Source organism: Paenibacillus sp. FSL H8-0259, assembly GCF_037963255.1.
GTDB classification, from domain to species: Bacteria; Bacillota; Bacilli; order Paenibacillales; family Paenibacillaceae; genus Paenibacillus_AQ; species Paenibacillus_AQ phytohabitans.
Window position 1 is genome coordinate 1,901,471 of the sequence record NZ_CP150147.1, and the last position, 13,337, is coordinate 1,914,807.

Annotated in this window: 12 protein-coding genes; 7 read left to right on the forward strand and 5 right to left on the reverse strand. The window is 49.3% G+C overall.

The annotated features are described in order from the left end of the window. Positions 1–183: 183 nt before the first annotated feature. The 5 genes from NSU01_RS08160 (at position 184) to NSU01_RS08180 (ending at position 5,403) form a co-directional block, all read left to right on the forward strand. Positions 184–1,692 carry a DUF5605 domain-containing protein gene (locus NSU01_RS08160; protein WP_076242490.1) on the forward strand — a complete coding sequence of 503 codons (1,509 nt, stop codon included), beginning with the start codon at positions 184–186 and terminating at the stop codon, positions 1,690–1,692. Positions 1,693–1,703: 11 nt separating this feature from the next. After that, a complete protein-coding gene (locus NSU01_RS08165; RefSeq protein ID WP_076242491.1) occupies positions 1,704–2,738 on the forward strand; it encodes a Gfo/Idh/MocA family oxidoreductase in 1,035 nt (344 codons plus the stop codon). Between the two features lie 198 nt (positions 2,739–2,936). Beyond that, the gene (locus NSU01_RS08170) at positions 2,937–4,148 is read left to right on the forward strand and encodes an ATP-binding protein (RefSeq protein WP_076242492.1); all 1,212 of its coding nucleotides are present in this window, start codon (positions 2,937–2,939) and stop codon (positions 4,146–4,148) included. A 63-nt stretch (positions 4,149–4,211) separates the two neighbouring features. Beyond that, positions 4,212–4,697 (forward strand): hypothetical protein, encoded by a 486-nt coding sequence (locus NSU01_RS08175; protein ID WP_076242493.1) that lies wholly within the window; start codon positions 4,212–4,214, stop codon positions 4,695–4,697. A 70-nt stretch (positions 4,698–4,767) separates the two neighbouring features. Continuing rightward, on the forward strand, positions 4,768–5,403 hold the full coding sequence (locus tag NSU01_RS08180; protein ID WP_042134675.1) for a serine/threonine-protein kinase: 636 nt from the start codon (positions 4,768–4,770) through the stop codon (positions 5,401–5,403). Between the two features lie 22 nt (positions 5,404–5,425). On the opposite strand, the gene NSU01_RS08185 is transcribed toward NSU01_RS08180, so the two are convergent. Together NSU01_RS08185 and NSU01_RS08190 are read right to left on the reverse strand one after the other, a co-directional pair. Beyond that, complete coding sequence (locus NSU01_RS08185; RefSeq protein WP_076242494.1) at positions 5,426–5,899, reverse strand: hypothetical protein; 474 nt, start codon at positions 5,897–5,899, stop codon at positions 5,426–5,428. Then, complete coding sequence (locus NSU01_RS08190; RefSeq protein ID WP_076242495.1) at positions 5,892–6,425, reverse strand: hypothetical protein; 534 nt, start codon at positions 6,423–6,425, stop codon at positions 5,892–5,894. The genes NSU01_RS08185 and NSU01_RS08190 overlap by 8 nt, the downstream gene beginning before the upstream one ends. A 430-nt stretch (positions 6,426–6,855) precedes the next feature. Between NSU01_RS08190 and NSU01_RS08195 the strand changes: the two genes are divergently transcribed. Then, positions 6,856–8,379 carry a glycoside hydrolase family 43 protein gene (locus tag NSU01_RS08195; protein WP_076242496.1) on the forward strand — a complete coding sequence of 508 codons (1,524 nt, stop codon included), beginning with the start codon at positions 6,856–6,858 and terminating at the stop codon, positions 8,377–8,379. A 92-nt stretch (positions 8,380–8,471) separates the two neighbouring features. Here NSU01_RS08195 and NSU01_RS08200 read toward each other — a convergent pair whose 3' ends face one another. Together NSU01_RS08200 and NSU01_RS08205 are read right to left on the reverse strand one after the other, a co-directional pair. After that, positions 8,472–9,416, reverse strand: coding sequence for an NAD(P)-dependent oxidoreductase (locus NSU01_RS08200; RefSeq protein WP_076242497.1), 945 nt, complete (start codon positions 9,414–9,416; stop codon positions 8,472–8,474). A gap of 57 nt (positions 9,417–9,473) precedes the next feature. Continuing rightward, positions 9,474–10,334 carry a helix-turn-helix domain-containing protein gene (locus tag NSU01_RS08205; protein ID WP_042134682.1) on the reverse strand — a complete coding sequence of 287 codons (861 nt, stop codon included), beginning with the start codon at positions 10,332–10,334 and terminating at the stop codon, positions 9,474–9,476. A 128-nt stretch (positions 10,335–10,462) separates the two neighbouring features. Between NSU01_RS08205 and NSU01_RS08210 the strand changes: the two genes are divergently transcribed. Continuing rightward, positions 10,463–12,172: an ABC transporter substrate-binding protein gene (locus NSU01_RS08210; protein WP_076242498.1), complete on the forward strand. Its 1,710-nt coding sequence runs from the start codon at positions 10,463–10,465 to the stop codon at positions 12,170–12,172. 86 nt (positions 12,173–12,258) lie between these two features. Here NSU01_RS08210 and NSU01_RS08215 read toward each other — a convergent pair whose 3' ends face one another. Further along, positions 12,259–13,275 carry an alpha/beta hydrolase gene (locus NSU01_RS08215; RefSeq protein ID WP_076242499.1) on the reverse strand — a complete coding sequence of 339 codons (1,017 nt, stop codon included), beginning with the start codon at positions 13,273–13,275 and terminating at the stop codon, positions 12,259–12,261. Between the last annotated feature and the right edge of the window lie 62 nt (positions 13,276–13,337).

A 13,337-nucleotide genomic window follows, 5' to 3' on the forward strand; every position in this document is an offset into this window, starting at 1 on the left:
TGATTTAGCATTAATTTGCAGTGGGGAATAAGGTTGTTGACGAAGTTTACTTGCGTAGTGTAGGATTTGTTTATATAAACAATATTGATTTATATACATATTGTTTAGTTAATATTTAGTTGGTGTTGGTAAGTTATTTGCTTGTTATTTATCTTATGTTTCATACAGAAGGGAGCAGGTATTATGACTATTCAAGGGAGTGTCTCTATTTCGGTCCCGGACCCGGTCTTCCAATGGGGAGTATGTGAAATTGTACTGCATGGAGGGCTTGTACAGGGGAATCCGTATACGGATGTTTCATTGCATGCAGAATTCACACTCGGAGAACGCTCTATTCAAACTTCCGGGTTCTATGACGGGGAGGGAGTGTACCGCATCCGGTTCATGCCAGGCAGCGCAGGGAAGTGGGGGTTCCGGACAAGCAGCTCAGAACCCGCTCTTCACGGGATTGAAGGAGCCTTCGAATGTGCAGCGGCAAGTACAGGGAATCATGGGCCGGTCCGTGTCAGGAATACCTTTCATTTTGCCTATGAAGACGGGACGCCGTATCTTCCAGTTGGAACCACGTGCTACGCATGGACGCACCAGGAAGAAGAGATGGAACAGCAGACTCTGGAAACTTTGAAAGCGGCTCCATTCAACAAATTAAGAATGTGCGTCTTCCCTAAGTCATATTCCTACAACTCTAATGAGCCGGTGTATTATCCGTTCGAAGGCTCGCCTGAGGATGGCTGGGATTACAGCAGATTTAACCCGGCATTTTTCCGGCATTTGGAGGAGCGGATTGCCGACCTCGGTGAGCTTGGCATTGAGGCAGATCTCATTCTATTCCATCCTTACGACCGCTGGGGATACGCTGATATGGGCAGGGAAGCGGATGACCGCTACCTTCGTTACCTTGTGGCAAGACTCTCGGCTTACCGTCACATCTGGTGGTCTCTTGCGAATGAATATGATTTCATGGGAAACAAAACGCTTGAGGACTGGGAGCGATACGCCCGAATCGTGACAGATAATGATCCTTATCAGCACCTGATCTCCAACCACAATGGCTCGATATTCTACGACTTTGGCAAACCCTGGGTTACCCATTGCAGTATTCAGCGTGTTGACGTATACAAGACATCTGAGAGTACAGACGAATGGAGACAACAATGGAACAAGCCGGTAGTGATCGACGAATGTGCTTATGAAGGCAACATCGAACACGGCTGGGGAAACATTACCGGAGAAGAAATGACCCGCCGGTTCTGGGAAGGGTTCGTCCGCGGAGGATATGTGGGGCACGGTGAAACCTATCTGCATCCGGAGGAGAAGCTTTGGTGGGCCAAAGGCGGCCAGCTCTATGGTACCAGTCCTGAGCGTATTGCGTTTTTGCGGCGTGTATTGGAAGAAGGGCCTGCCGGGGGCTTGAACCCCTTGCCTTCCCAGTGGGATCTGCCTTGTGCCGGGGTTGAAGATGAATATTATCTGTTCTATTTCGGGTTCAATCAGCCTATGTTCCGTGATTTCAAGCTGAACCCGAATATCCGCTATAAGGTTGAGCTGCTCGATACCTGGAACATGACCGTGGAGACACTTGAGGGCAGTTATGAAGGCAATTTCCGGATCGGCCTGCCCGGGCGGACTTACATGGCGGTGAGAATGACACGTCACTATGGGGACAATCAGCAACTGGGGGAATCTTGTTAGAGGTGAAGCATATGTGGAAGATAGGTGTTGTGGGTGCGGGGTATTGGTCCGATAAGCATCTGAAGGCATGGCAGCGCATCCCCGGGGTTCAGATTCAAGGCTTATGCGATACAGATACGGAAAGGCTGCATAGAAAAGCACAGGAATACGGTATTCACGCCGATAAGCTGTACGCTACGCTGGATGAGATGCTGGCTGCTGCTGATGTAGATGTGATCGATATAATTACTGCGCCCGGTACCCATCCGGAGTTAGTAGGTTCAGCTGCCCGGGCAGGCAAACATATCATGTGCCAGAAGCCGTTTGCCCGTTCCATAGAAGAAGCCCGTGGCATGGTTGAAACCGCCAAGGCTGCGAAGGTGCGGCTGATGGTCACAGAGAACTGGCGCTGGCTGCAGCCGGTCCAGACCCTCAAGCAATTACTTGCTGATGGTGCAGCCGGAGATTTAAATATGATCCGCTACATCCATACCGATTATTATTCGCCGCGGTTTGCACCGGAGAATGAGCTTCCGCAGCCGTTCTTCCGGGAGATGCCGAAGCTGCTGTTCTATGAGATGGGTGTTCACTGGTATGATACATGGCGGTTCCTGTTTGGAGACCCCAAGCGGTTGTATGCGGAGATGAGACGGATCAGCCCGTACATTACAGGTGAGGATGCAGGACTGATTACTCTCGGATACGAGAATTATATGGGCTTAATGGATATGAGCTGGGCGACCCGGCAGAATCTGCAGGGCAAGCTATCGGCACCTGTGCAGCCTAATCATCTGGAGCAGCTGATCATCGAGGGCGATAAGGCAACAGTGAAGCTATACAGCAGCGGCACCATCAGCGTGATTGATAACAATGGTGTCGAGACTATAGTTTCGGAGAACAACGGCCTTGATTTCGAAGAGAGCCACTACCGCCTGCAGTCACATTTCATTCACTGCCTGAACACGGGCGGGGAATTCCAGACGAGCGGAGAAGACAATTTGAAGACGCTGGAGCTTGTATTCGAAACGTACAGAAGCGCTGAGGAACATAGGGTTATACATTTTTGAGCAGCTTTAGCGCCTTGATGTGTTCATTATGGATGATTACCAACACCCCAAACTACTCCGCCTAAGCGGAAGGCTTGGGGTGTTCTATATTTATACAAATATATATTTTAAAATTGAAATAAATATAGATTTGCTTTATTTTTAAGCAGGAAAATATAAACATATATTGAATACATCATGCAAAGAGGGAGGATGGAAATGGGATACAGTGAAAATCAGTTGCGCTCGTCATTAACACCGGCAGTTTCAATGATTCTGAACACTCATTATCACTCTGTAATCATGAAAAACCCCCAATCCGCCTGGTTCATAGAGACGCATAAGGAATTGCTGGATGCAACCTTCACTATGACCTTAATGTCTATAATAGAAGCATTGTTCCTGGGGCCTTCTGATTATGAGCAGTACCTGCATACACAGGAGCAAGAGGGGTTTACGCAAGGGGCTTATACTGCAGAGATATTTGGCGACCATTTTGATATTCTGCTTGAAATGAGCAAAGATTTGAACTTAACCGCCCAGAATATGATGTTTCGGACCATTGAAGCGCTTGTGGATGATTCGGCGAACCGGCTGTTTTTCTATAATCGGCTGATGGAATCCAACTGGACCCGGTTTACCGGCTTCGCTCAAGGTTATTTGTCTAATAAAAACCAGCAGATCGACAATCTGCATGAACAAAAAATTGCGGTTATGGGGCAGATGGCCGCAGGTATGGCACATGAAATCCGTAATCCGCTGGCTTCAATCAAGGGCTTCGCCCAGCTTGTGAATAATAGGCTTAATGAGCCTGAGATCAAAGCTAATGAACTGCGTGCCTATATGGATATTACAATTAAAGAGATCGATACGCTGAACGGCTTAGTTACGGACTTCCTGATGCTGTCGCGGAAAGGGGATCATGCGAAGAATAGCGGCGTAGTGTTTAATGTAATCGAGGTTATACATAGAGTGAACAACATTGTGAATCAGCTCATACTTAGCGGCGATATTATTCTGGCAGTGGATTATTCGGATGAAACTATTCTGACTTTCGGAAATGCCTCACAGCTGGAGCAGGTCTTCCTGAATATTTTGAAGAATAGCATTGATTCCTTCACCGCATGCCAAGGCAGGATAGATATTACAGTGACCACGGCGAATGAGACCCATGAAATCATGCTGATCTTCAAAGACAATGGCGAAGGGATACCGCCGGATAAATTAAAGCAGATCTTCGATCCGTTCTTTACCACCAAGCAAAAAGGGACAGGCATCGGCTTGTCCATCTGTAAACAATTAATTGAAATGTACGGCGGCCAGATTAGGGTGGATTCGGAACTTCAGGCAGGAACCAGCGTGAGGGTAACTTTGCCGTGGGTGTGCGAATCCAATGAGCGTGTGGAGGGTGGTCTGTTGAATGCCCAGTAGGGAGCTTTGGTGTGTTGGCTGTGGTCCCCAAGGGCATAATTCGAGTAGGTTAGGGAGTGGAAGATGTTTTCTATACTCAGTATGATTATTTTTTATATCTTCGTAGTCCCTTTATCTGTGTTCCTTCATGAGATGGGCCATGCCGCTGCTGCAATAGGTTTAACGAAGAAGGAAGTGCTGGTCTGTATGGGGTCAGATAATCCCAGCCAACAGGCATCATTGAGATTAGGCCGTTTGAAAATTCACTTCACCTGGGGTTTAACCGGTAGCGTTTCGACAAAGGATGAGGGAGCAGCTCTTTCAAAAAGGCAAATTATTGGCATCGCATTAGGCGGCCCCATCGTTTCGCTATTGTTAGCCGTTTCTATGCTCGTTGTATATCTAACTGTTCCAAAGAGTGCATTTATAGACAATCTAGTTTTTGCAGCCGGTATATTCAACGTCATTAACCTTGCTGTAACGTTAGTACCGGTGATCTATTCTGCAGGGCCTTATGCCGGTCGCCCATCTGACGGGTATCGGATTCTTGCTGCTTTGGGGAGAAGATAGCTCATTAGTATGTTTTCACGTACACTGGAAGGATAGAGCAATTATCGAACTGAGCTGCGGGGTGAGTGGAATGGAGAAGCTGATAGAACGGATCAAGGGTGAGTTATTGGCACAAGCAACGATAGAGAGTGTTGATCCACTGGAACCCGTGAAGGTCCGCAGCGTGCCGAAGCCCTGGAAGGTGCTGGGAACCGGGAATTACGCTGCCGTATTCTATCATCCGGAAGCTCCCGGTTATGCAGTGAAGGTGTACGCCCCGGGCAGGCCGGGCCTTACGGAAGAAGCAGAGGTGTACCGCCGCCTCGGCCGTCATCCGGCATTCTCCGAATGCTATTACAGCGGACCGGACTTTCTGATCCTGAAACGGCTGCAAGGAGTTACCTTCTATGACTCGATGAAACGGGGAATTCTCATCACCGCGCAGGCCATAGAAGATATTGACAGCGCGCTGGGTTATGCCCGGTCCCGCGGACTCCACCCGCATGATGTCCACGCCAAGAATGTGATGGTTCAGGACGGCCGCGGCCTGATCGTAGATATATCCGATTTCCTGAAGGATGAGGACTGCAGCATGTGGGAGGATTTCAAGAAGGCGTATTATCACCTGTACCGGCCTGTTGCCTCCCGCTGGATGTTTCCGGTTCCCCGGCCCATTCTGGAGATCGTCCGCAAGGGCTACCGGTTGTGGCGGCGGTTGAAGGAATAAGCTGGGCGGTCAATTATTTCTATTACCGGAGGATGGAGTAGTAGGCGACCGATTCGTCGATCAAGCGGGATAACGTCAACTCACGGAAGCGGCTGTTTACCGGGTATGGAGTAAAGGCGGCATGAGAGTTTACCTGATGCGCATGTCTTCCGTGCTCCGCGGTAACAGGAACCCTGGCCTGAAGAATGCCGGATAAGGCGGATTGCAGCAATCCAAGCTGACCTGTTGCCCACTCCTGCTCCTTGCGGCGCAAGGTTACCACTATCTCCTCCACTGTTGAATGGTGAATACATCTCAGAGGAGCCCCCCATTTCGTCAAATCAAAGGATTGTCCACTTCGTGTAATCTCGATCTCGCATGCCCCGTAATGAATTTGTTCTCCCCAGGTGAGCCGCAGCAGCAGATATAATGAACCGGCCCGGACCGGTCTGTCGGCGAACGAAGGAGTGGTATCAAATGCAAAGAGTTCAATCTGCGATAGCTTGTTACTATTCATGGATACTGCCCTCCTGAAGTTCCATAGGCACTATTGATGTTAAATGATGGGTTTGTTTCGCCCGGTCCAGATACCCCGTAAGCTGGGCTTCATTCTCGCAAACGGCCGCATGCTCCAGCCAGATACTATATTTAGTTTTACGGACAACAGACAGATGCAAGGGGAATTTGTCACGGGACCGGAGGACATACCAGCCGTCAGGCATACTTTTCCAGGGTTCCTTGAAGGCTGTCCACAAAGCCAGCCGCTTGCGCGTCTGCCAGTCACGTTCCTGCTGCTTGTCTCGGATGCTAGTGTAAATATTGTACAGCACCTGTTCATTCGAACAAGTGAAGGAGGCTGAGGCTCTGCAAAAGTGAAACAGCGTTTCGATCTGGTCTGCCCCAAATCCGTAACCTACAACATACCGTTGCTTGCCCTCTTCGTACCACAGTACCCCAAAGCTCGTATACTCCAGACTTACCGGATCCAGCATATGCGGATGAATCCCCAAATAATAGGTTTTCGCTGTCTGTATCTCTGCCACTCTTCAAGACTCCCTCCAGTTGCTCACAGGAACTCAGCACAGGTGTTAATGGGAATCATACACGCAGTTCTATTCCATGTAAAAAGCGTAACCGGCCTTAAAGGTCAGCCATAGCACATATCCCGGCAGAAAGTGAGAATAATCCTGCTTATTCTTGGTGTCACCATGGTTTTTCTTCCGTATACGTTAGTTTGTTGCCTTCTTAACGGGATCTTAACTGATGGCAGAATAGTCTTATAAGTTCTTAATCCCGGGGCGGGAGGCCGGAGATCATCTTGAACACCTTGCCGAAATGGGTGAGGCTCTCGAAGCGGGCAATGTCTATATTCTCCTAATCGGGTGACTTGAAAATTAAGGTTTGATATAGCCGGCTCCATTTACAATGGTAGGGATAGTTACAGCTAATTGAAAATGGACAGGAGCGCGGCCAATGCAGTATACCAACCCCGTAATACCCGGATTTCATCCCGATCCCAGCATCTGCCGGGCAGGTGACGATTATTATCTGGTGACCAGCACATTTGAATATTATCCGGGAGTACCCATTTTTCACAGCAGGGATCTTGTTCATTGGCGTCAGATTGGACACTGCCTTACAACGGCCGGACAGCTGCCTCTGGAGAATGCAGGGAGCTCCGGCGGAATATTCGCCCCGACGCTCCGCTATCATAACGGCTGGTTCTATATGGTGACCACCAACGTTAGCGGAATGGGCAATTTCTTCGTCAAGACACAGAACCCGGAAGGTCCCTGGTCACAGCCGTACCCGGTTGCGCAGAGCGGCATCGATCCTTCCCTGTTATTCGATGAGGACGGACGCGTCTACTTTCAGTCCGCCCGGGACGGTGAGCAGGGGAACGGGATCTACCAGTGTGAGATTGATATCGAAACCGGGTGTATGCTGACAGAGAGTATGCTGATCTGGAAGGGAACCGGCGGCGCTCATCCCGAGGCTCCGCATGTCTACCGGAATAACGGCTGGTACTATTTGATGATCGCCGAGGGCGGAACGGAATACGGGCATATGGAGACTATCGCAAGAAGCCGCCAGCCTTACGGGCCTTATGAAGCTTGTCCGCATAACCCGATTCTGTCCAACCGCAGTATGCACAGCAGCATACACGCTACGGGTCATGCGGACCTGATTGAAGCGCAGGACGGCAGCTGGTGGGCGGTTTGCCTGGGGATCAGACCGGTCTCTTATCCGATGGGGCATCATTTGGGCAGGGAAACTTTTCTGGCTCCGGTGACCTGGACGGCTGAAGGCTGGCCGGTGATTGGGAACGGCGGCCACATCGAGCCGGTTATGGACTCGCCGCTGCTGCCGGAAGTTCGCTGGCCGGAGAAGCCTGTGCGGGACCACTTTGACGGCACCGGGCTTGGCCTGGACTGGACTTTTCTGCGCAATCCCGCAGAGGGAAGCTGGTCGCTGGAGGAACGGCCGGGCCATCTGGTGCTGCATGGCCACGAGGCCACGCTGAATGAAGCGGCTGCGCCTGCTTTTGTTGGCCGCCGGCTTAGTCACTTCACGGCCAATATAGCAGCAGCGCTGGATTATGAGCCGCAGCATGAAGGAGAAGAAGCCGGGCTTACGGTGTATAAGAATGAGAGGCATCATTATGAGCTGGTCCTCCGCACTGCGAACGGCCGGAGAGTCGCCGTGTTCCGGCGGACGGTCGGTTCGCTTCGGGTGGAGCATGTAGAAGAATGTCCGGCCGGACCGGTTATTCTGAGGATTAAGGCGCTGCCCGGCAGCATAGAAGCCTCGGTTCAAAGCCCGGAGTCCGGGGTGACGGAACTTGGCAGCGGAGAGACACATCATCTCAGCACAGAAATCTCCGGAGGATTCACAGGCGTATTCGTTGCGATGTATGCAACGTCAGGGTCTGGGCTGGCTACTCCGGCGGCGTATGACTGGTTCGATTATGAGCCGCTGGATCAGCCCGCGGTATAGAGTATGGAGCAGCGGTTCATGCATATCTGCTGTATGGACCGCTGCAACTGCTGCCTTGGCGGCGGGGTCACCCGTCCCCGCTGGAGTTTAAACTATAACTGATTGAGCTTGCTTTCAGGCTCTTCATCATTTCCTACACGTTTTATATTATTTATGAAGAAATCATATCTTTTTTTATGGAATTTTCGGCCATCAGGCATTCCTGCTGTATGAGGAGTAAGGATCACATTACCCAGATTCCGGAGCTCACTGTCAATGGGAAGCGGTTCCGATTCAAACACATCCAGGCATGCGCCTGAAATATCCCCGTTTTTTAAGGCATCTATCAAATCTCTTTGATTGACAATCCCGCCCCGGGCTGTATTGATGAAAAGACTGGTATTCTTCATTTTGCTCAATGCCGCTTTGTTGATCAGCTGTTTGGTTTGCGGAGTCAAGGGTACATGTACACTGACTATGTCCGATGTGCTTAGAAGAGTATCGAAATCTGTCATTTTCACCAAACCGTCAGATTGAGGAGCAGCATGTCTCGCATAAGCCAGCACATTCATATCAAAAGCCCCGCAAAACGCAGCTACTTTTTTGCCGATAGCGCCCAAACCGATAATCCCAATCGTTTTACCGTTTAATTCACTCCCTATATAGTCCAATTGATGTTCATCCAGCTTGTTTTTCATGAAATGATCAAGAAACGGTATGTTTTTATAATAAGACAATATCAGTGCCATTACGTGCTCGGCCACTGCCTGTGCATTCACTCCTGCAGCATTGGCCACCCAAATACCAAGCTGTGTACAGGCAGGGATATCTACATTATCAAATCCTGCACCCGTCTGTACCAATTTTAGTTTTTTGGCGTTAGCAAGCAGGCTGTAATCCACTTTAATATGTTCAGGGATGAGTACCTGGCAGTCTTCAATATGATGCAGCATTTCTTCTCCGGGCGGTACAATAACCACGTTCCAGTCTTGCGGAAAATACCTTACAATATTTGATTTTGCGGTCTCGTTAAAATAGCCAACGATGAGAATCTTCATTACTTAACCACCTTTCATATTTTTAAACATACTGAATAATTTTGTAAAACACAAATACTACTGCTGATTGCGGTAAGCCTTCGGGGACCTGCCGTACGTTTTTTTGAAGAGGCGGGTGAAGTAGTTGCTGTCATTAAATCCGCACCTATAGGAGATTTCGGTAATGGGGTGTCTGGTTTGCCTGAGCAGAGAGCAGGCCTGTTCCAGCCGGAGGCGCTGAATATAAGCAATCGGTGTAGTCTGATAATACGCCTGGAAGATCCGGTTCAAATGCCGGACAGAGATATCGGATTTGGCGGCAATGGAATCAAGGGTAACCGGTTCATGATAGTGATCCTCGATATAGGAGATCGCACTGGCGAGGTGCATCAGGCTGTTGTCCACGCCCTTCTCCTGAGTGTCATAATGTCTGGACAGATAAACGACAAGCTCCATGAATCTGGAGGCGAGCATGGTCTGATAGCCGTGGTGCTTCTGCTCATATTCGGTAATCATGCCGGCCACAAGCGATGACACATATTCCAGGCTGACGATGGGGAGGTTCATTTTGCTTTTATAGGTGTTAATGCTGCGGTAAAAGGGTTCTAAGACAAACAGCGCCTGATAGCCGTTCAGCGTTCTTAAGTCCGGTCCGGCCAGCTTGAGCATATCGGCTTTGTACATAATGTTGCAGATCTTGAAATCATACGGGTCCTTATACGCATGCGGAGTACCGCCGTTAATGACGAATACATTGCCTTTCTTGATAAAGGCTTCCTCATCATTGACGATATGCGAAGCATGCCCCTTCAGCACAATCACAAGCTCCGAGAAATCCGCATGCATATGCAGATCCATATCTTCCTCGTGCCCGCCGTATTGAATAAAGAACGGGAAATGCTCATCGGTCGTGAACCAGTTCAAATATACATTGCTCATAAAGTCCCACCTCTGAAATACGTGTTTGTCTATATAATGCTAGTCTGCGACTTGAAAATCAAGGTTATCCGCCAACATCGGCGCTAAAATGAGACTGTAAACGCATTCAGCAAAAGGGGATGAGAGAGATGAAGGCAATACTTTCAAGAAAACTAGGCACGGCGCTTCTGGCAGGCACGCTGCTCATTTCGGCAGGCTGCAGCAGCAATGCGGGCAATAACGCCGGGAATGCTGCGAACGGGAATACTAGCGGAAATGATACAGCTCCGGTCACCTTTACTTTTTTTGGTGCCGATGCCAGTCCGAACTGGAACAAGATGCAGGATGATATCGGCAAAGAGATTACCGCCAAGACAGGGGTTACTCTGAATGCGGAATTCGATGTCGGCAGCGGCGGCGGTCAGGACAAAATCTCCATGATGGCAGCCAGCGGGGATTATCCCGAACTCATCTATGCCAAAGGCGAGCTGGGCAAGCTGGTGGATGCGGAAGCCGTCCTTGATCTGACCGATCTGATCGACAAATACGCGCCTAATATCAAAAAAGTAATGGGCGATAACATGAACCGGATGAAATACAGTAACGACAACCAGGCCATTTACTCGATCCCTACCAATGTTGGTGTGGATAACCAGAATTTTGATGCAACCAACGGCTTTCAGATTCAGCACCGCGTATTGAAGGAGCTTGGCTATCCGGAGGTCAGAACGGTGCAGGATTATGAGAATGTGCTTAAGGAATATGCGGCCAAGCATCCGACCACGGACGGGCAGCCGACCATCCCGATGACGGTGAACGCGGACGGCTGGAAGGTTATGATAACCGTCACCAATCAGGGGGATGTCACTACAGGCGGAACCAATGACGGCGAATATTATGTGAATCCGGAGACGTATGAGACGATGCTGCATTATAAGAAACCGGAGGAGAAGGAGTACTTCCGCTGGCTGAACCATATGTATAATGAAGGGCTGCTCGATAAGGACTCTTTTGTCCAAAAGGATGATCAATACAAAGCCAAAATCGCCAGCGGCCGGGTGCTGGGTCTCACTTCTGTAGAATGGGAGTATCAGGATGCGGAGAATGCCCTCAAAGCGGCCGGCAAAGATGAGTATACGTATGCGCATTTCCCGGTGACGCTGAGTGAGGAGTATAAGGATCATGCGATGCAGTCAGTAGGAGTGGACGGCTATGGCATCAGCATCACCACTGCCTGCAAGGATCCGGTCCGCGCAATTAAATTCCTGGACTGGCTGTCCTCGGAAGAAGGCCAGGTGCTGAGAAACTGGGGCATCGAAGGCAAACAATACAATGTGGACAATGGACAACGTGTCATTCCTGCTGACATTCTCGACCAGAAGGTTAACGATGCCGCAAATTTCACCAAGAATACAGGGATTGGCTTATATTCCATCCTGGGTGTCCGCTACGGTGACGGGGTGAAGGATTCCACGGATAATTACTATACCACGAACTTCCCCGAACAGATCCTTGCCGAATATTCGGATGCAGAGAAGGAAAGCCTGGCCGCTTATAAAGCGACAACCTGGAAGGATCTCTTCCCTGCGGAGGATGAATTCCCGGTCAAAGAGTGGGGCGCGCTGTACAACATGCCGGTGCCAACCGATGGGGACTATCAGGTCATCTATCAAAAAACACAGGATATCGTCCACAAGCGCATACCGGAAGCCATCCTCGCCAGCACAGCCGAGTTCGATACAATCTACGATGATTTCATTGCAGAGCTGAACAAAGCCGGTGCTGAGAAGATGGAGAAGGAATATACGGAGCTGGTAAAAGCGAGAGTGGAGCTGTTTACCGGGAAGGATGTTGAGTAGGAGCATATGAAGAAACAGCGGCAATCCGGGACGGGGAAATAAGGTCACGGATTGCCGCTGTTTGATTTAGCTGCCGCGCTCAATTTCTATGGCTGCGATTTATCGTTTAGAAATTTGACAACCTCTTCATAGGCGATTTGCGCAGGCTCCGTCTGTAGTTGGTAGATATAATCATGAGGCAATTTATTTCCGCTGCCTGTCCAATAAACACTTGTAACGTCAACACCCTTAGCTCTGAGAACGGCGTCCATTTCGTAGGTTTGAGGTTCCAGAGGATCAGCATCACCTGCGGTTATAAATGTTGCCGGATATTCGGAGGTGATATTTTTTACAGTTGAAAGCTCGTCTAATCTGGAGTAGTTTTCGTAATCTTTCTGTCCAGTGTAACTCCAGGCATATTTTCTAAACCCGGGGAAGTTATCCCGTGCTACAGTATCAAAGTCATATACACCATTCAATAACAGTAAGCCTTTCACGTTTGCAGCCGGTATATCCAAATTTACCCCGACTTGCTGTTCAAGAGTGGGATTAGTAATCATCGCTCCCAGCTGACTTGATATTTGCGCACCCGCTGAGTTACCGCCGATGAAGAGCTTTGCAGGATCTGCATTGTATTCCTCAGCATGAGTCTGCAGATAATGGATTGCTGCTGCGGCCTGCTGTATGGGAGCCGGATATCTGTACTCAGGAGCGAGCGAATAATCCAGGGAAGCCACAACATATCCTTCCGACGTTAAGAGTTTCGAGAAGGAACCCACTTGTTTCGCAGTACCTACGGTCCAGCCGCCGCCATGTATGAATAAAATCAGGGGCTTAGGCTTGTCTGATTCAACGCCAAAGGTATACATGGTTATCTGCGCATCGGGTAAACCCTCGACAGGAATACTGATTACGTCACTAACTTCAACATCTATGATTTGTTCAGCGTACGGACCCACATTTACAGCATTCTCCTGGGTACTAATTAATGCTCTAAAAATAGCCACAAAAGGACGCGGTGTTAGCTGGTTTACAACGACAATTGCGATGATCAGGATAGCTATAATACTTAATGTGATTCCGGTTTTCCTGCCGATCCTGAATTTTTGAACTGATATGTTCATGGTGCCCTCCTAATGAGATTTCTTTGGGTCGAACCGGAATTTAAAAGGTACATTAATCGTTG

Bases quoted from the DNA above. Each gene is read 5' to 3' on its own strand.
- NSU01_RS08160 (WP_076242490.1), top strand. From the start codon at position 184: ATGACTATTCAAGGGAGTGTCTCTATTTCGGTCCCGGACCCGGTCTTC.
- NSU01_RS08165 (WP_076242491.1), top strand. From the start codon at position 1,704: ATGTGGAAGATAGGTGTTGTGGGTGCGGGGTATTGGTCCGATAAGCAT.
- NSU01_RS08170 (WP_076242492.1), top strand. From the start codon at position 2,937: ATGGGATACAGTGAAAATCAGTTGCGCTCGTCATTAACACCGGCAGTT.
- NSU01_RS08175 (WP_076242493.1), top strand. From the start codon at position 4,212: ATGTTTTCTATACTCAGTATGATTATTTTTTATATCTTCGTAGTCCCT.
- NSU01_RS08180 (WP_042134675.1), top strand. From the start codon at position 4,768: ATGGAGAAGCTGATAGAACGGATCAAGGGTGAGTTATTGGCACAAGCA.
- NSU01_RS08185 (WP_076242494.1), bottom strand. From the start codon at position 5,899: ATGAATAGTAACAAGCTATCGCAGATTGAACTCTTTGCATTTGATACC.
- NSU01_RS08195 (WP_076242496.1), top strand. From the start codon at position 6,856: ATGCAGTATACCAACCCCGTAATACCCGGATTTCATCCCGATCCCAGC.
- NSU01_RS08200 (WP_076242497.1), bottom strand. From the start codon at position 9,416: ATGAAGATTCTCATCGTTGGCTATTTTAACGAGACCGCAAAATCAAAT.
- NSU01_RS08205 (WP_042134682.1), bottom strand. From the start codon at position 10,334: ATGAGCAATGTATATTTGAACTGGTTCACGACCGATGAGCATTTCCCG.
- NSU01_RS08210 (WP_076242498.1), top strand. From the start codon at position 10,463: ATGAAGGCAATACTTTCAAGAAAACTAGGCACGGCGCTTCTGGCAGGC.
- NSU01_RS08215 (WP_076242499.1), bottom strand. From the start codon at position 13,275: ATGAACATATCAGTTCAAAAATTCAGGATCGGCAGGAAAACCGGAATC.